This is a genomic window from Lentzea sp. NPDC051838, from assembly GCF_040681245.1.
In the GTDB taxonomy this organism is placed as follows: Bacteria; Actinomycetota; Actinomycetes; order Mycobacteriales; family Pseudonocardiaceae; genus Lentzea.
In genome coordinates, this window is record NZ_JBFAYI010000004.1 from 381,263 (window position 1) to 399,724 (window position 18,462).

11 protein-coding genes are annotated in these 18,462 nt (G+C 69.5%); 4 read left to right on the forward strand and 7 right to left on the reverse strand.

Features of this window, described 5'->3' with window-relative positions:
* Positions 1-47: 47 nt before the first annotated feature.
* The 5 genes from AB0M24_RS12975 to chvE are packed head-to-tail and all read right to left on the reverse strand — an operon-like array spanning position 48 to position 8,084.
* Positions 48-1,130, reverse strand: a complete 1,083-nt coding sequence (locus AB0M24_RS12975; RefSeq protein ID WP_363765322.1) for an aldose epimerase family protein — start codon at positions 1,128-1,130, stop codon at positions 48-50.
* 7 nt (positions 1,131-1,137) lie between these two features.
* Positions 1,138-4,215 carry a family 43 glycosylhydrolase gene (locus AB0M24_RS12980; RefSeq protein WP_363765325.1) on the reverse strand — a complete coding sequence of 1,026 codons (3,078 nt, stop codon included), beginning with the start codon at positions 4,213-4,215 and terminating at the stop codon, positions 1,138-1,140.
* 39 nt (positions 4,216-4,254) lie between these two features.
* Positions 4,255-5,469, reverse strand: coding sequence for a multiple monosaccharide ABC transporter permease (gene mmsB, locus AB0M24_RS12985; RefSeq protein WP_363765328.1), 1,215 nt, complete (start codon positions 5,467-5,469; stop codon positions 4,255-4,257).
* Entirely contained in the window at positions 5,469-6,992 is a 1,524-nt protein-coding gene (gene mmsA / locus AB0M24_RS12990) for a multiple monosaccharide ABC transporter ATP-binding protein (RefSeq protein ID WP_363765331.1), read from the reverse strand. Before mmsA ends, mmsB begins: the two co-directional genes overlap by 1 nt.
* 6 nt (positions 6,993-6,998) lie before the next feature.
* Positions 6,999-8,084, reverse strand: a complete 1,086-nt coding sequence (chvE, locus tag AB0M24_RS12995) for a multiple monosaccharide ABC transporter substrate-binding protein (protein WP_363765334.1) — start codon at positions 8,082-8,084, stop codon at positions 6,999-7,001.
* 211 nt (positions 8,085-8,295) lie between these two features.
* Here chvE and AB0M24_RS13000 point away from each other — a divergent pair, with 211 nt between their 5' ends.
* From AB0M24_RS13000 to AB0M24_RS13010, 3 genes are all read left to right on the forward strand, one after another.
* Positions 8,296-10,986 (forward strand): RICIN domain-containing protein, encoded by a 2,691-nt coding sequence (locus AB0M24_RS13000; RefSeq protein WP_363765337.1) that lies wholly within the window; start codon positions 8,296-8,298, stop codon positions 10,984-10,986.
* 86 nt (positions 10,987-11,072) lie between these two features.
* A complete protein-coding gene (locus AB0M24_RS13005) occupies positions 11,073-11,603 on the forward strand; it encodes a SigE family RNA polymerase sigma factor (RefSeq protein ID WP_363765340.1) in 531 nt (176 codons plus the stop codon).
* On the forward strand, positions 11,600-12,412 hold the full coding sequence (locus AB0M24_RS13010; RefSeq protein ID WP_363765343.1) for a hypothetical protein: 813 nt from the start codon (positions 11,600-11,602) through the stop codon (positions 12,410-12,412). The genes AB0M24_RS13005 and AB0M24_RS13010 overlap by 4 nt, the downstream gene beginning before the upstream one ends.
* Before the next feature lie 45 nt (positions 12,413-12,457).
* Here AB0M24_RS13010 and AB0M24_RS13015 read toward each other — a convergent pair whose 3' ends face one another.
* Positions 12,458-15,028: a glycoside hydrolase family 9 protein gene (locus AB0M24_RS13015; RefSeq protein WP_363765346.1), complete on the reverse strand. Its 2,571-nt coding sequence runs from the start codon at positions 15,026-15,028 to the stop codon at positions 12,458-12,460.
* Between the two features lie 212 nt (positions 15,029-15,240).
* Here AB0M24_RS13015 and AB0M24_RS13020 point away from each other — a divergent pair, with 212 nt between their 5' ends.
* Positions 15,241-18,036 (forward strand): BTAD domain-containing putative transcriptional regulator, encoded by a 2,796-nt coding sequence (locus tag AB0M24_RS13020; RefSeq protein ID WP_363765349.1) that lies wholly within the window; start codon positions 15,241-15,243, stop codon positions 18,034-18,036.
* Here the strand turns inward: AB0M24_RS13020 and AB0M24_RS13025 are convergent.
* On the reverse strand, positions 18,014-18,409 hold the full coding sequence (locus AB0M24_RS13025; RefSeq protein WP_363765352.1) for a Calx-beta domain-containing protein: 396 nt from the start codon (positions 18,407-18,409) through the stop codon (positions 18,014-18,016). The two genes, AB0M24_RS13020 and AB0M24_RS13025, sit on opposite strands and share 23 nt — an antisense overlap.
* Positions 18,410-18,462: the final 53 nt, after the last annotated feature.

Sequence of the window (18,462 nt, forward strand, 5' to 3'; positions counted from 1 at the left end):
CGACGAGAATCCTTGTGTCGCAGCGCCTTTCACATGTTAAAGCCAGGTCAGTCCGTTGTGGACAGACGGTAGACCGTCTCCTGGTGGTAGACCTGGCCCGGCCGCAGCACGGTGCTGGGGAAGTCGGGGCGGTTCGGCGAGTTCGGGAAGTGCTGTGCCTCCAGCGCGAAGCCCGCACCCCGGTGGTACGGGCGTCCGCCGGTGCCGACCAGGTCCTCGGTGAGGAAGTTGCCGGAGTAGAACTGCAGGCCGGGCTCGGTGGTGTGCATGGTCAGCAACCGCCCGGACGTCGCGTCGCAGGCCTGCGCGGCGAACGGGCCCGCCTCGTCCAGCACCCAGTTGTGGTCGTAGCCGCCCGCGATCCGCAGCTGGGCGTGAGGGTGGTTGATGCGTGCGCCGATCGTGGTCGGCAGGCGGAAGTCGAACGGTGTCGAGTCGACCGGCACCGGATCGCCCAGCGGGATCAGGGCGGAGTTGACGCGGCAGTACCGGCTCGCGTTGATCATGAGCGAGTGACGCAGGACGTCACCGCTGCCCTCGCCGGCCAGGTTCCAGTAGGTGTGGTTGGTCAGGTTGAGCACGGTCGGCGCGTCCGTGGTCGCGTGGTAGGTGATGCTCAGCCGGTTGTGGGTGTCGAGACGGTAGGTGACCTGGGCGGTCACCGTGCCGGGGAAGCCGCCGTCACCAGCTGGGCTCACCAGCTCCAGCCGCAGCCCGATGCTGTCGGGCTCGTGCAGTTCGGTCGCGGACCACACGCGCGTGTCGAACCCGGCGGGGCCGCCGTGCAGGGTGTTCGGGCCGTTGTTGCGAGGCAGCCGGTGCACGACGCCGTCCAGGGCGAAGGTGCCGTCCGCGATGCGGTTGGCGTACCGGCCGATCACCGCGCCGAGGAACACCCTGGCGGCGCCGGGCCGGTTGTTCGCGACGTACTCGTCGAGCGAGGAGAAGCCGAGCACCACGTTGGCGCGGACGCCGTTGCGGTCCGGTGCCTCCAGCGACTGGATCACGCCGCCGAGGTCGAGGATCCGCACGGTGATCCCACCGGGCCACGCCAGGACGTACCGGTGCACGTCCGTGTCACCGAGCCGGCCGAAGAGCTCACGGCCGAGCTCGGGTACACGCTGGGACATCGAACTCCTAGTTGAACTCGAACCGGCAGTGCTTCGGCCGGATCCTCTGCGGGGCAACGCTTTCCAACGTCGGTACGACCGGTGCGATCGTGCCGTCGCGGGTGAACTTCAGCTTGTCGATCGTGGTCTCGCGGTGCGTGCCGTCCCCGCCGGGGATGGCGAAGCGGTGGTAGGCGAGGTACCAGTCGTCGGTGCCGGGCACCTGGAGCATCGAGCTGTGGCCGGTGCCCTTGACGCCGAGCTTCGCGTCCTTGCTCAGGATCAGGCCGCGGTTGGTGAACGGCCCGGTCGGGCTGGGGGCCGTCGCGTAGGCCACCCGGTAGTCCTCGCTGCGGGTGTCGTCGACCGACCAGCTCAGGTAGTAGGTGCCCTGCCGCTCGACCATGAACAGACCCTCGCGGAAGTCCGCGAGGCCGTTGATGCGCGTGATCTTGGCTGCGTCGTAGGAGATCATGTCGGCGTTCAACGGCACGACGTACGCCTCACCGTTGCCCCAGTACAGGTACGGCTGCCCCGAGCGGTCGACGAACACCGCCGGGTCGATCGCCTGTCCGCCACCGCTGGGGTTGCGGGCGATCAGCGGCTTGCCGGAATCCACGAACGGGCCGGTGGGGGAGTTGCTCACCGCGACGCCGATCTTGGCGTCGGCGCAGAAGTAGAAGTAGTACTTGCCGTTCCGCTCGGTGATCGTCGGTGCCCACGCCCGGCTGTCCGCCCAGCTGACGTCCGGGCCGAGGTCGAGGATGACGCCCTCGTTCTTCCAGTCGACGAGGTTCTTGGACGACCAGGCGGAGAACTTCGTGCCGCTCCAGCCGTCGAACCCGTCCGTGGTCGCGTACATGTAGTAGGTGTCGCCGAACGCCACGATGTTCGGGTCGGCGTTGAGACCCGGCAGCACGGGGCTGCGCAGCTCGTGGGCCTCGACCGTCCACTCGCGACTCTCGCTGCCCGATCTCACGACGAACTTGCGCGGCTTGCGGAGGTCCGCCGTGCCGTTCGGCGTGATGGAGGCGCCGGGTGCGAGGCCGAAGTCGAGCTTGACGCGCCGCAGGTCGGTGCCCGGTGCCACGGGCAGCACGACACTGCCGGGCTCGATGACCGCGGGGGCCTTGAGCGAGCTGTGCGCGACCGATCGGATCAGGGTGCCGTTGAACGGCAGCGCCGCTACCTCGTTGCCGGAGAGCGCGCGGTTGTAGAGGCGGACGTCCTTCATCCTGCCCAGGAACGTCCGGTCCGCCGCGTAGACCGAGCGGCCGAGGTAGTTGGCCGCGGTGATACCGCCGCCGATGTCCGACGGTTTGATGGTGACGCCGGTGTTGCGGGCCACCTCCACACCGTCGAGGTAGAGCACCTCCACGCCGTTGCCGACGGTCAGCGTCACGTTCTTCCAGACACCGCGCGGCAAGGCACGGCCGGAGTTCACGCCCTGCTCGGTCGTCCAGTTGCCGGTGGCGATCGCGCCGCGGTAGGTGTCGCCGGTGGCGAACAGGTAGCCGTTGCCGACGCCGTTCGTCCCGGTGTTGCCGAAACCGTAGAGGAAGTACGGCGTCTGCTGGGCCGGGTCGACCAGCACGTCCGCGGAGATCGTGGCCGCGGAGGCGCCGGTCAGCATGTTGTTGGGCAGCTGGACGTGCCCGCCCTTGAGCTGCAGGGAACCCTCGGACCACGTCGCGTTGCCCGCCACAGCGCCGTCGTAGCCGTGACCGGTCGCGTCGTTCGCGGAACCGTTGAGCGGCCAGTGCGCGACGAGGCCCTTGCTGTCCGCCTTGACCGGTGCCGGGGGAGCGGTGAGGCGGGTCAGTTCGGCCTGCGTCACCGAGAGAACCGTGCCGTGGCGCGGCGAGGTGGGCAGGCGGTAACCCGTGCTCATGGTCCACTTGCCGGACGCGAGGTCGGTGGTCTCGAACGGCACGTAGCCGCGGCCGCCGAACTCGTCGATGAACAGGTACCACTTGTTCTCGGTGTTGGACTTGAAGCCCGTCGGGCCCTCACCGGCGCTTAGTCCGGGACTGGTCGAGGTCGCCTTGCCGATGCACTCCGCCACGAAGTCGTACTTCGGGTTCAGCAGATCGGTCGACTTCTCCGCTGTGATGAACTTGCTGCACGGCGTGGTCGACGTGTTGTTCCGCTCGTCCTTGGTGTACCGGTAGAAGGTGCCGTTGTGCTCGATGACGGTCGAGTCGATCACGGAGTAGCCGGGGTCGATCCACACCTTCGCCGGGCTGAACGTCACGAAGTCACGCGTGGTCGCGTACATCATGCGGTTGTAGGTGTTGCCGGTGTGGTTCGGGTCGTTCTCCGCGTACAGCTTCGAGGCCCAGTAGACGACGTACGTGCCGCGCTTGGCGTCCCAGTGCGCTTCCGGAGCCCACGTGTTGCCCGCGGTCGGCGGTGACACCTGGACACTGCGCTGCCGCGACCAGCTCCGCAGGTCCGTCGACTCCCAGATCATGATCGACCGGCTGCCGGTGCGCTGCGCCGCGTCCCAGCCGTTGCCGCCGTTGATCTTCAGATCCGTGGCCAGCAGGTAGAACTTGTCGCCCTCGGGGGAGCGCAGGATGAACGGGTCGCGCACGCCGAGCTCACCGAGGCTCGACTTCAGGATCGGTTGGCCGTTGTTGAGCTCGGTGAAGTTCAACGGGTTGTTACCGTTGCTGGCGGCGGCGTAGATCTGCTCGCCGTTGGGGCTGCCCTCGCCGGTGAAGTAGAAGAAGCCGTAGCCCGCCAACGGTTCCTTGGCCGGCAGCGGGGCAACGGTCGCGGTGAGCGCGCGGGACGTGCTCTGCCTGCCGTTGCTCACCTTCGCCGTCAGCACGACCTTCGCGGGCTTGCTGCCCGTCGGCGGACGGCTCACCTCACCGGTCGGGGTGATCACCTTGCCGTTGGACGAGGTCCACGTGATCGTCGTGTTGTCGAGGCCGGTGGTGGGCAAGGTCAGGTTGCCGCGGACGTCGTCGATGTTCGGCACGGACACCGCGTTCGCCGCGACGCGCACGGGTGACTCGGCCGCGTTGGCCTGGGGGACGGGGACCAACGCGGCCGTCACGGCCACGACAACGCCGAAATGGCGCAGGGATAACAACATCGTTGTTGTCTGCCTTCCGGATTGTGCTTAGCGGAACTCTCAGGCGCGGCGCTTGGTCCAGACGTCGTAGGCGACCGCCGCGAGCAGGACGAGACCCTTCACGAGCATCACGCGCTCACTGGGAGCGCCGATCAACGACATGCCGTTGTTGATCACGCCCATGATCAGGCCGCCGGTGATGGCGCCGACGACCTTGCCGACACCACCCTGGACCGCGGCACCGCCGATGAACGCCGCCGCGATGGCGTCGAGCTCGAACGCCGTGCCCGCGGTGGGACCGGCCTGGTTGAGCCGTCCGGCGAAGATCACGCCGGCGAGCGCGGCCAGCGCGCCCATGTTGACGAACACCCAGAACGTGACGGCCTTGACCTTCACGCCGGACAGCGTGGCGGCCTGCAGGTTGCCGCCGATCGAGTAGATGTGCCGGCCGAACACGGAGTTGTTGGCCATCAACGAGTAGCCGAGCGCCAGCGCCGCGAGCAGCACGAGCACCCACGGCAGGTTGCGGAAGCGGGCGAGCTGCACGACGACCGCCATAACGACGACGGCCACACCGGCGATCTTCAGCACGAACACCGGCATCGGGTCGACGGTCTGGCCGTAGCCGAGCCGGGCCGCGCGCTTGCGCCACTGCGAGAGCGCGAACCCGGCGACGAACGCGAGACCGGCGAGCAGGCTGACCAGGTCGGCGCCGCCGAGCGGGCCGAGGCCGATGTTGCCGAGATATCCGCCGGTGAAGCCGTTGGACAGCGACCGGATCTCGTCCGGGAACGGCCCGATGCCCTGGTTGCCCAGCGTGGTCAGGGTCAGCGCGCGGAACACCAGCATGCCCGCCAGCGTCACGATGAACGCCGGGATGCCGAAGTACGCGATCCAGTACCCCTGTGCCGCGCCGATGAGCGCGCCCGACAACAGGGTCAGCAGCACCGCGACCGGCCACGGCAGTCCCCATTGGACGGTCAGCACCGCGCAGATCGCACCGGTGAGCGCCACGGTCGAGCCGACGCTCAGGTCGATGTGGCCGCCGATGATCACCAGGATCATGCCGATCGCCAGGATCAGCACGTACGAGTTCTGGACGATGATGTTGGAGATGTTCTGCGGCTGCAGCAGAGCGCCGTCGGTGAGGAACGCGAAGAGCACGACGATGAGTGCGAACGCGACGTAGATGCCGGACTGCCGCAGGTTGATCGAGATCCGGCGGGGTGCTTCCGGCGGTGCGGCGGCCGGTGCGGGCGCGGTCTTCGTGGTCATCAGCTCTGTCCTCGCGTCATGTACTGCATAAGTCGTTCCTGCGTCGCCTCGTCGCGGTCCACCTCGCCGGTGATCCGCCCCTCGGACAACGCGTAGATCCGGTCGCAGAGCCCCAGCAGCTCCGGGAGCTCCGACGAGATCACCAGCACGGCCCTGCCCTGCGCGGCCAGGTCGTTGATGATCGAGTAGATCTCGTACTTCGCGCCGACGTCGATGCCGCGGGTGGGCTCGTCGAGGATCAGCACGTCCGGATCGGTGAACATCCACTTGGCCAGCACGACCTTCTGCTGGTTGCCGCCGGACAACGTGCCGACCTGTGTCGAGACGGCAGGCGTCCGGATGCCCATCGAGCGCCGGAACCGTTCCGCGACCGAGTACTCCTCGTTCTCGTTCACCCAGCCGCGCTTCGCTAGCTTGCCCAGCGAGGCCGCGGAGACGTTGCGCTGCACGCCCTCGATCAGGTTGAGGCCGTACCGCTTGCGGTCCTCGCTGACGTACGCGAGCCCGTGGCGGATCGCGTCCTGCACGGTTCGGGTGTTGATCACGACGCCGTTCTTGAGCACCCGGCCGGAGACGCTCGTGCCGTACGAACGGCCGAACACGCTCATCGCGAGTTCGGTGCGGCCCGCGCCCATCAGCCCGGCGAGACCGACGATCTCCCCGCGCTTGAGCGACAGCGTGGCGTTGTCGACGACCTTGCGGTCCGGCTGGGCGGGGCTGTGCACCGTCCACTCCTCGATGCGCAGGATCTCGTCGCCGATGTCCGGTGTGCGCGGCGGGAAACGGTGTTCGAGATCGCGGCCGACCATGCCGGCGATGATCCGTTCCTCACTGAGACCAGCAGCGGGCAACGTCTCGATCGTCCTGCCGTCCCGCAGCACGGTGACGGTGTCGGCGATCCTGGTGACCTCGCCCAGCTTGTGGGAGATGATCACCGAGGTGATGCCCTCGTCGCGCAGCCCGTCGAGCAGGTCGAGCAGGTGCTGCGAGTCGTCGTCGTTCAACGCGGCCGTCGGCTCGTCGAGGATCAGCAGGCTGACCTCTTTGGACAGTGCCTTGGCGATCTCGACGAGCTGCTGCTTGCCGACGCCCAGGTCGTTGACCGGGGTCGTGGGGTTCTCCCGGAGCCCCACGCGGTCCAGCAACGCCTGTGCCTCGTGGTTGGTGCGGTTCCAGTCGATGAACCCGCGCCGCGCTCTTTCGTTGCCCAGGAACAGGTTCTCCGCGACGGAGAGCTGCCCGCACAGCGCGAGCTCCTGGTGGATGATCACGATGCCGCGGCGCTCGCTGTCGCGCACCCCGTGGAACGCGCACGGCTCGCCCTCGAAGAGGATCTCGCCCTCGTACGTGCCGTGCGGGCGCACGCCGGACAGCACCTTCATCAGCGTGGACTTGCCCGCGCCGTTCTCGCCGCAGATCGCGTGGATCTCACCGCGCCGCACGGTCAGCGAGACCTCGTGCAGCGCGGTGACACCCGCGAACCTCTTGGTGATGTCGCGCATCACCAGGATGTCGTCGGACATTGTTCGTTACCTGAGCTGGTCGGCGGTGTAGTAGCCGGAGTCGATCAGTTCCTTCTGGTAGTTCGCCTTGTCGACGGGCACCGGCTGCAGCAGGAACGACGGCACGACCTTGACGCCGTTGTCGTAGTCCTTGGTGTTGTTGACCTCGGGCTTGCCGCCCTTGAGCACCGCGTCGGCCATCTTCACCGTGACGTCGGCGAGCTGGCGGGTGTCCTTGTGGATCGTGGAGTACTGCTCACCGGCGATGATCGACTTCACCGACGCGACCTCGGCGTCCTGGCCGGTCACGATCGGGTAGGCCTGGGCGGGCGTGCCGTAGCCGCTGCTCTTGAGCGCCGACAGGATGCCGATCGACAGGCCGTCGTACGGGGAGAGCACGCCGTCGACCTTGGCGCCGCCGTAGGTCGAGGTGAGCAGGTCCTCCATCCGCTTCTGCGCGGTCGCCGGGTCCCAGCGCAGGATCGCGACGGTCTTGAAGTCCTTCTGGCCGGACTTCACCACGAGCTTGCCCTGGTCGATCAGCGGCTGGAGCACGGACATCGCGCCGTTGAAGAAGAACGTCGCGTTGTTGTCGTCCGGCGAGCCCGCGAAGAGCTCGACGTTGAACGGGCCGTCGCCCTTGGTCTTCAGCCCGGCGAGCAGCGAGTTCGCCTGCTCCACACCGACCTTGAAGTTGTCGAACGTGGCGTAGTAGTCGACGTTCGGGCTCTTGCGGATGAGCCGGTCGTAGGCGATGACCGGGATCTTGGCGTCGGCGGCCTGCTGCAGCTGCGAGGTGATCGCGGTGCCGTCGATCGACGCCACGATCAGCAGCTTGGCGCCCTTGGTGATCTGGTTCTCGATCTGGTTGGCCTGGGTGGGGATGTCGTTCTCCGCGTACTGGAGGTCGACCTTGTAGCCCTTGCCCTCGAGGGCCTTCTTGATGTTGTCGCCGTCGTGGATCCAACGCTCGGACGAGCGGGTGGGCATGGTCACGCCGACCAGTGCGCCCTCGCTCGACCCGGTCTGCTGGTCGACCGTCTTCTCCGCGGAACCACACGCGGAGAGGGTGACGGCGAGCGCGGTGGCGGCCGCGATCTGGACAAGCCTCATTGGTTCTCCTCGATGTCACCGACCGGCAACAGTGCCGTAGGTGGCGAGTGTTATCGCTAACAATTAAGGCGTCAAGTGACAGCTGGATAACGCCAGGTAATCCCTGTTAGCGCTCACAGGGTCTGGAAATATTCTGCGCGGCGGCGGCAACCTTTCCGGCGGCGGCGGCAACCAGGGGGCAGATCGCAGGACAGACCTGAGGAGTGCTGCTATGAGCAAGACCGAGTCCACCGCGGGCCGGCGCGGTGGCGTGGTGCCGCGGGGGCGCAGGCGCGGGACGGTGATCGCCGCTGCTGTGGGCACGTCGGCCCTCGTCGGCTCCTGCCTCGGGGTGGTGTTGAACGACTCGGAGCCGGTGGCGGTCGACGCCGCCGCCTACTACCGGTTCGTCTCGGTGCGCAGCGGCAACGCCCTGGACGTGGCGGGAGCCGACAGCGCGGACGGCGTCCGGATCCAGCAGGAGAAGCCCGTCGCCGACGCCGCGAGCCAGCAGTGGCGGCTGAAGCCGGTCGACGGCGGCTACTACCAGCTGGTCAACAACAACAGCAAGAAGGTTCTCGGCGTGCCCAGGGCGTCGGCCGCGCAGACCAACGTCGAACAGCAGTCCGACACCGGAGCCGAGCACCAGCAGTGGAAGCTCGCGGACGTCGGCGACGGCGCGGTGAAGATCGTCTCGCGCAGCAACGGCAAGGTCCTGTGCGCCGGTGACGGCGCCGACGGCCAGGGCGTCGTCCAGACCGACGACCGCGGCGGCGCCGACCAGCAGTGGAAGATCGCCAAGGAGGACAGGCCGGCGGTGCCGTCCGCCCCGGTCGTGGCCGCCGCGACGAGGCCCTCGCCGACCACGTCCGCGGCACCGTCCACACCCTCGGTGCCCACCGCGTCCGGCAAGTACTCCTGGCGCAACGCGCAGATCGGCGGCGGAGGCTTCGTCACCGGGTTCGTGTTCAACACCAGCCGCAAGGACGTGTTGTACGCGCGTACCGACATGGGCGGCGCGTATCGCTGGGACGCCAAGGGGAGTCAGTGGACTCCGCTGACCGACTGGACCTGGGACTGGAACCTGCTGGGCATCGAGAGCATCGCGACCGACCCCGTCGACCCGGACCGCGTGTACCTCGCGGCCGGCACCTACACCAACGAGTGGGCGGGCAACGGCTCGCTCCTGCGCTCGACCGACCAGGGCAGGACGTTCCAGCGCACCGACCTGCCGTTCAAGCTCGGCAGCAACGAGGACGGCCGGTCCATGGGCGAGAAGCTCGTGATCGACCCCACCGACCACAGGACGTTGTACCTGGGCACCCGCAAGAACGGGCTGTGGCGCAGCACCGACTACGGCGTGACGTGGAGCCAGGTCTCGAGCTTCCCCGTCAAGGACGGTGCGAGCAGCGGTGTCGGCCTGTCGTTCGTGACCTTCGGACCCAACAGGACGATCTACGTCGGTGTAGCCGACAGGTCCGCGTCGCTGTACCGCTCCACCGACGGCGGCAGCACCTGGCAGGCGGTGTCGGGTCAGCCCACGGGCCAGTTGCCGCACCACGGCGCGATGTCCGGTGACGGTTCGCTGTACCTGACCTACACGGACGTGCCCGGCCCGAACGGCGTGAAGGCCGGTTCGGTGTGGAAGTACACGCCTTCCAGCGGGGCGTGGAAGGACATCTCCCCGATGCCGGGCAACGGTTTCGGCTTCGCGGGTCTCGCGGTGGACCCGCAGCGCCCCGGCACGGTCATGGTCACGACGCTGGACCGCTGGTGGCCGTCGGACGAGCTGTTCCGCTCCACCGACGGCGGCGGCAGCTGGAAGGCGCTCGGGGCCACGTCGGTGCGGGACGCGTCCGGTTCTCCTTACGTGGGCAAGGGAATCGGCCACTGGATGGGCGCGATGGCGATCGACCCCTTCGACTCCGGTCACGTCATCTACGGCACCGGTTCGGGTCTGTGGGCGAGCAAGGACGTGACGGCCGCGGACAAGGGCGCTGCCACGCACTGGTCGATCCCGGTCAAGGGACTGGAGGAGACCGCGATCTCCGAGCTGGTGGTGCCGCCCGGTGGCAAGCTGCTCAGCGCCATGGGTGACGTCGGCGGCTTCCGCCACGAGGACGTGAACGCGCTGCCGTCGGACGCGATGTCCGGCCCGCGGATCTCCAGCACCAGCTGGATCGACTTCGCCCAGCTCAAGCCGAACGTGGTGGTGCGCGTCGGCCACAACGGCGAAGCGCCCGGCGCCTACTCGTCCGACGGTGGTGTCAGCTGGAAGCCCTTCGCCGGCACGCCGGTGAGCGGGGCGAGCGGCGGCATCGCGGTGGTCTCTGCCGACGGCGGCACGATCGTGTGGACGGCCGCCGGGCAGCTGCCGCACGTCTCCACCGACCAGGGCAAGACCTGGAAGGCGTCCTCCGGTCTGCCGTCCGGCACCGCGGTGGTGGCCGACCGTGGTGCCGCCGGAACGTTCTATGCGCTGAGCCGGGGAACCTTGTTCGCCAGCACCGACGGCGGTAGGACGTTCACCGCACGTGCCAAGGGACTCACCGACGGACGTGTCCGTGCGATTCCCGGCGTCGCGGGAGACCTGTGGCTCACGTCCCACGACGGGCTCCGGCACTCCACCGACGGCGGCGCGAGCTTCACGAAGCTCACCGGTGTGCAGCGCGCCGACGGCATCGGCTTCGGCAAGGCCGCTCCCGGTGCCCGTTACCAGGCGCTGTACCTCATCGGCACGGTGAACGGCGTCTCCGGCGTCTTCCGGTCCACCGACGGCGGCACGGCGTGGACGCGGGTCAACGACGACCAGCACCAGTTCGGCGGCTTCATCGGCGGCACCGTCACCGGCGACCCGGACGTGTACGGCCGCGTCTACGCCGGTTCGAACGGTCGCGGCGTGCTGATCGGCGAACCGTCCTGATCACCGGGCGGCCGCGGCCCATGCCCCGGGCCGCGGCCGCCCGGTCCACCGAAAGCCACAGAGCAGGGAGAGGGCAACCGACAGACATGCTCGTCGACCACAGATCGGCGGAGTTCCACGACTTCTTCGAGCGCCACCACGCCGAACTGGCCCGCTTCGCCTGGTTGCTGACCGGGGAGGCGGACGCCGCCGACGACCTCGCGGCGGACGCCCTGGTCGCGTTGTGGCAGCGCTGGGACAGGCTGCGCGCGGCGGAGCACCCGCTCGCGTACGCCCGCGGCGTCGTGGCGAACCTCGCGCGGGAACGAATCCGCGGCGCAACACGTGAGCGCCGGCGGATCGCGCAGTTCCTCTCGCAGCGTCCACAGCAGACACACGGGCCGGACACCGCCGCCGTGGTGGACGTGCGGGCGGCGCTGGACCGGTTGCCGTTCCGCAAGCGGGCCTGCGTGATCCTGCGGCACGCGTTCGACCTGTCCGAAAAGGACACCGCGCTCGCGCTGGGCATCTCGGTGGGCGCGGTGAAGAGCCAGACCTCCAAGGGGATGGCGGAGCTGGAACGGGTTCTCGGCACGAGCGAGGCCGGGAACGTCGTGGCGGGGAGGGGGATTCGGTGAACGACGAGATCAGCAGGCGGCTGCGCGGGGCGGCCGAGGCGTACCGGCCGGATCGCGACCGGATGCTGGCACGGGTGCACCGCGGCATGGAGATGGCCGCGGGTACTGGTGTTGTGAGCACCAGAGCGGCGTCTGTTCAGAGGTCCGGCATCGCGAGGTCCTGGACCCGAGCGACGTTCGCCGGTCTGGCCGTCTCCGGCGCCCTGGCCACCGCCGGCCTCGCCGTGGCCGCGATCGTGCACACCGCACCACCCCCGGACCCCGGGACGATCCCGACGGCCGGACCGCCGAGCGCGACCTCCACACCGTCCGCCTCCACCACCACCGCCCCCGTCGAGCCTCCCGCACAGGGCCAGACGCAACCGGAGCGGTCGTCCACCAGCAGTCCGCCGCCCGCCACGGATCCCGCCCCGCTCACCGGCAAACCGGTGTCAGACGGTCCGCTGTCGTCGGTCGGGCTCATCGATCTGCAGACCCACCCCAACTGGGCGCAGAGCAGGCTGGAGCTCAAGACCACCGTGCCGCTCTCCTCGCTCAGCGTGGAACTGCGCGTCGTCCAGACGGGCGAGGTGCGGACCACCGGCCAGTGGCAGACCATGGCCGGCGACGACTTCACGGTCACCGTGCAGGAGGTCGACGGCGCGGTCGTCTACCGGTGGGAGCTCAAGCCGGGCCGCACCGTGCCGGAAGGCGTGCACGCCTTCGCGGGCCAGTACAACCACGCGGTGGGCAAGCGGGACGCCCGTGCCGACGCGTACGTCGTGCGGTCGGGCACCTTCACGGTCCGGGGTGGGTTCACCTCGGAATGAAACCGCCGGGGGACGGGGGAGCCCGCCGTCCCCCGGCGGCACCGGTCAGGCGAGCTTGCAGGCCTTGCCGTTGACGGTGAAGGCGTTCGGGTCAGCGCCGCCGCCGGAGGCGTTGAATCCGATGTGGACGGACTTGCCGGGGTCCACCTGGCCGTTCCACGACATGTTCGTCGCGGTCACGTCACGGCCCGCCTGGCTCCAGTTCGCCGACCAGCCCGCGGTGACCTTCTGGTTGCCGGGGAACGAGAACGCGAGCTTCCACGCCGTCCACGCGGTCGTGCCGGTGTTGGTGAGCGACAGCTGGGCCGACAGACCGTCCTGCCACTTGCTCGCGTCGTACCGAACCTGGCAGTCCGACCCCGGGGTGGGCTTGCCGCCGGCCTTCTCCGCCGCCCAGCCCGACACCCAGGCGAGCGCGGAGTTCCAGTTGACCGCCACCTCGTTCACCGAGTACGCGCCGATGTCGTCCACCCAGCACTTCTGCTGCGGGCAGCCGACGAGCAGCCGCTGGACGACCGGGTCCTGCAGCGCGCTGTTCGGGCCGCCGGAGATCGACCCGGGCGGCGCGATCGGCAGCGTCGGGTCGTTCTGCTTGGCCCAGAACCGGTGGTGCACGTTCTGCACGGCCTGGTCGCCGTAGCCCGCCACGTACGAGGTGCTCAGCGGGTTGCGGCCGAGGAGGTAGTGCAGCGCCTCGAAAACACCGTCGCGGTACTTCGCCGCGCCGGTGAAGTCGTGGGCCAGCGCGAGCACCTGGGCGTTGTTCAGCACGCCGGAGTTCGATCCCCAGACGTAGCCGTCGGTGCTGTTGTCGTACGGGGTCGCGTAGCCCATCTGCGCCATGGCCGTCAGGTGCTGGTCCGCGACCGTGGCGAACTTGGCCTTGATCGCCGTGAGGTCCGCGGCGGGCAGTCCGTTCGGTGCCAGGGCGAGCGTGATGTCGCCCAGCGGAGCCGTTCCGCCCCAGTGGAAACCGGCCCGGCTCAGACTGGCCGCCTTGTAGTGCTGGGAGCCCGTCACGTCGGTGCGGTACGCGCTGTCGCCAGTGGTCGCGTACAGCTCCGAGGCGGCCCAGTAGAACTCGTCGCTCACGGTCTTGTCGTCGTACGCGCCGCCGCCGACGTTGTCGTTGGGGTCGGCGAGCTTGGCCGGGTTCGCCTTGGCCGCCGTGTACGCCTTTCGCGCCGCCGCAAGGAGTTTCGCGGAGTACGCCGGATCGATGCTTCGCCACAGACGGGCAGCCTGCGCGGCCACCGCGGCCAGGTTCAGCGTCGCCGCGGTGCTCGTCGCGGACAGTCGACGCGGCTGGTCGTCCAGTTCCGGACGGGTGGGCAGCGCGGTCCAGGCCGCGTCGTGCATCTTGTGGTGCGCCATCCCGTCCGGTGCCTGCATCTTGAGCAGGAAGTCGACCTCCCAGCGCGCCTCGTCGAGCAGGTCCGGCACGCCGTTGGCCTTCTCCGGGATGGCCATCGAGCCGTCGCGGTACGCGGAAGCGTCACCGATGCGCGAGGCCCGCTCGTAGGAGTTCAGCAGCTGCCAGGCCGCGATGCCGCCGTTGACGACGTACTTGCCGTGGTCGCCCGCGTCGTACCAGCCGCCGCGCACGTCGAGCGTGTAGCCGCACGCGAGGTCCGCGCGGCACGGCACGTTGTTGTCGCCCTGGTTGGGCGCGACGTTGACGTGACCGGCCGGGCGCGCATAGGTCGTGCCGACGTACTGCGCGTCGATCGGCGTGCCGCTGCGCTGGTGGTAGAAGAACGCCAGCGAGTCGTAGCGCAGCTTCTTGACCGGGTCGGCGGAGATGTCGAACGGGAAGCTGCTGTCCGCGCCGACGGACAGCGTGTACCCGGTGCCCGCCGTGTCGAACGACGAGAAGTCGATCAGGTGCACCGAGTCGCCGGACGTGGCGTCCGCGCCCTTCGGCGTGGTCTGGCCAGAAGAAACGGTTGTGCCCGCGGAGTTCTTCAGAGTCCACGTCTGGGGCGTCGTGGCGGTGGAGACGAGCGTGGCGCGCTTGGGCAGGCCCGGCACGTACGCGACCTGGTCGACCTGGACCTTCTTGGTGGGGTTGGGATTCACGCCGCCAGGTGGTTTGACGCCGCCGACCAGTGACACGTTGTCCACGCAGATCGTGTTGTCGGCCGCCTGGCCGCCGAGCTGGAACGCGACCTGGCCGTTGCCCGCGTCTGGGAAGTCCAAAGTGGACGTGAAGGTGAACGTGAAGCGCTGCGTGGTCGTGGTGAGCGCGAACTGCTTGCTCGCGATCCCGCGGTACGGGCTGACGCTCTCACCCGCGGCCGCAGTGACGGACTGCGCGGAGGCGGCGTGGGCGTCGAACGAGAACGTGTAGGACTGCCCGCTCTCGAAGGGGACGCCGTTCTGGCCGATCAGCGCGTCCCAGGGGTTGGTGGTGCCGCCGGTGACCGCCGCGCACAGCTCACCGCCGGTCACGCGGTTGGTCACGCCGGCGCTGCTCCACCACGGATCGGCGGAACCGCTGTCGAACTTTCCGTTGAGCACGCGCTCGTAGTCCGCAGCCTCTGCGGTGCCCACCGCCGTGAAAGCGGTCGCCGCGAGCAGGGCGGCGGCGAGCAGTCGTGGGGGTCGCGATCTCATGTCTTGAGGTTCTCCGTCCTCGTCGACGGGAATGTCTGGGAGCGCTCCCAGATGACCGTAGGGTGATCGCGTCGCCACCGACAAGGTCCGTTCGGCGGAACGTCCGCTGCGGGATCCGGCCGATGTCATCGGACGCGTCCACGAACCGGCAACTGCGTGGTTCGTCCGGATCGCCGCTGCCGCAACGGAAATTGGGAGCTAACGTACGAATCGTGGGGGGACCACGTGGCGAGGTCCGGATCCTGGGGCCGGTGGAGGTGTGCGGCCCGTTCGGCCGGGCCGAGCTGATCGGCGCCCGGCAACGCGGCGTCGTGGCGGTGCTCGCGCTGCGGGTGGGCACGCCGGTTCCGGTCGACCTGCTCGTGGACGTGTTGTGGGGCGACGATCCGCCGCGCACCGCTGTGCGGTCGTTGCACAGCTATGTCGCGCGGGTGCGGCAGGCGCTCGCCGAGTGCGGCATGCCCGGCGCGCTCGTGACCAAGCCGGGTGGCTACCAGCTGGACGCGGCGGTCGACGCCGAGCGGTTCGCGCGGACCAAGGACCTCGGTCTGTGGCGGGGTGAGCCGCTGACGGGCACCGAGCTGTTCGGGTGGGGGCGCGCGGAGATCGATCGGTTGCGGGAGCAGCGGATCGCCGCGCTGGAGGGGCACTGGGCCGAGCGGCTCGATCGCGAGGACGCGATCGGCGAGCTGGAGCGGCTGGTGGCGAGCCACCCGACCAGGGAACGGCTCGTCGGCCTGCTGATGCGGGCGTTGCACCTCGACGGGCGGCAGGCCGAGGCCCTGGAACTGTTCCGGCGGCTGAGAACCCGGCTCGCCGACGAGCTCGGCGCGGACCCCGGCCCTGAGCTCGTCACCCTGCACACCGCGATCCTCCGTCGTGATCCCGCACTGCACAGCCCGAAACCCGCCGCGAGACCGGCCCAGCTGCCCGCCCGCGCCGGTCACTTCACCGGCCGTGCCGCCGAGTTCTCCGCTCTCGCCGACCTCCCGTCGATCGTCGTGGTGTCCGGTGTCGCCGGGGTCGGCAAGACCACGTTCGCCGTCGAGTGGGCGCATCGCGTCGCCGACCGCTTCCCGGACGGGCAGATCTTCCTCGACCTGCGCCGGCTCACCCCGGACCAGGCGCTGGCCGAGGTGCTGCACGGCCTCGGCGTCCCGGCGGACCGGATCCCCGCCGATCCGGCCCCGCTGTACCGCACGTTGCTGCACGGCAAGCGGGTGCTGATCGTGCTCGACGACGTCCGCCGCGCGCGGGACGTGCTGCCGCTCGTGCCCGGCGACCAGGGGAACCTGCTGCTGATCACGAGTCGCGACACGCTCTCGGCGCTCGGCACGCACCACGCCGTCCGGACCGTGCGTCTCGGGCTTCTGAGCGAGCCGGAGGCGCACGACCTGCTGGCGGACATCCTCGGCGCGCCGCGAGTGCGGGCGGAGGTCGGCGCGGCCTCGGCGCTGGTCCTCCACTGTGGACGGTTGCCGCTCGCGCTGCGCATCGCGGCCGCGCGGCTCGCGGTGCGGCCGGGCAGGCGGGTCGCCGACCTCGTACGAGAGCTGACCCGCAACGACCCGTTGGACGTGCTGGCGGTGGACGGGGACGACCGCACGGTCCGCACCGTGTTCGCCAGCGCGCACCGCACGTTGAGCGCACCGGCGGCACGCCTGTTCCGCGTGCTCGGCGAGCATCCCGGCGCGAGCTTCCCCGCCGACCTCGCCGACGCGCTCGGGCCGGGCTTCGACGAGCTCGTCGCGTCGCACCTCGTCAGCGAGGTGGGCGCCGGCCGGTACGCGTTGCACGACCTGATCCGGTTGTTCGCGAGGCAGAGCGGCGACCTCGGCGACGGGGTGGAGCGCCTGCTCGACCGGTACCTCACGATCGCCCACGCGGCCAACAACGTGCTCAACCCCCGGCACGACCTGGTGACCCGCCCGTTCAGCGACGACCTGCCGTTCGCGGCGAACCGCGCCGAGGTGCTGACCCACCTGGACGCCGAGCGCGACAACCTGCTGCACGTGATCCGGCTGGCGGCGAGCTCCGGCCTGCACCAGGCGACCTGGCAGCTGGCCTACCTGTTGACGAGCTACTTCGAGGCGCGCGGCAACTGGGCTGCCCGCGTCGAGCAGTGCGAGCACGCGGTCGAGGCCGCCCGTGCGCTCGGCGACCGGCGCGCCGAGGCCGAGATGTTGCGCGGCCTCGGCATCGCGTTGCAGATGACCTCGCGCATCTCCGAAGCCATGGTGGTGCAACGACGAGCGCTCACGCTCGTGCGGGAGGCTGGGGATCTGCGCGGGGAGGCGCGGTTGCACAACAACATCGGCAACGCGCACTCCGAGCTGCGCGAGTTCGACCTGGCCCTGGAGTCCTACCAGGCTGCGATGCACGTGCACCGGGCCGCGGGGGACGAGGAGGGTGTGGCACTGGCGCGCCGCAACCTCGGCTACACCTACGTGCGGATGGGGCGGCCGGACCTGGCGGCCTCACCGCTGTTCGCGGCGCTGGACACGTTCCGCGCCAAGGGAAACCGGCGGCTGGAGGCGGCGACGCTGATGTCGCTGGGCAACGCCTTCCACCAGCTGGCCGACCGCGTCCCGGCGCTGGAGTTCTTCGGCGACGCACTGCGCATCAGCCGGGAGATCGGCGACGACCGGTTCGAGGCGGACGCGTTGAGCCACCTCGGTGTCACGCAGCTCGCGCTCGGAGATTCGTTGGCGGCGAGGGAACATCTCGCCGGCGCGCTCGCGGTGTGCCGCGCGCTGGGAGATCGGCATCGGGAGGCGTCGGCGTTGCACCACCTCGGTGAGGCCGAGCTCGCGGGCGGCGACCTCACAGCCGCCCGCGACCACCTCACGGCCGGGCTCCTGGCACGCGCCCAGGCACCGGACGAGTTCGAGGAGGCCTCGGTCCACCGCACCTTCGCCGACCTGGAGGGCCGGTGCGGACGGTGGACCGAGGCGGCGCGGCACTGGGCCGCGGCCCTCGCGCTGTTCAGCTCCTGCCGGCGATCGTGAACACCGCCACGCGCTTGCCGATCTGGCCGGGCTTCACCTCGGTGAGGTGCAGGGTGAACTGCTTCTGCTCCTTGCCGATCCGCAGCACGGTGTACGGAATCGCGGCGTGGTCCTGGCCCGCCTTGATCACGACCGCTCCGCTCTGCGCCCGGTAGTCCTCACCCTGTTTCGCCGTGCCGTCGACGAACTTGTACGACACCTGGACGTCCTGCTTCGCCGCACCGTTGCGCAGCTTCACCACCGCGGCGTAGTTGCCGACGCTCTCGTGCACCGGCCCGTCGAGGGCGTCCACGACGACCGGGCAGTCCGGAGGGTTGCAGTCCGGTGCTCCGTGCGCGGGCACGATTCCCAGCAACAGCAGTAACAAAACCATGATCGTCTTCATTGACCACCCCTTCGGCGGGTCCGTCTCCGCTTGGCGGAGAC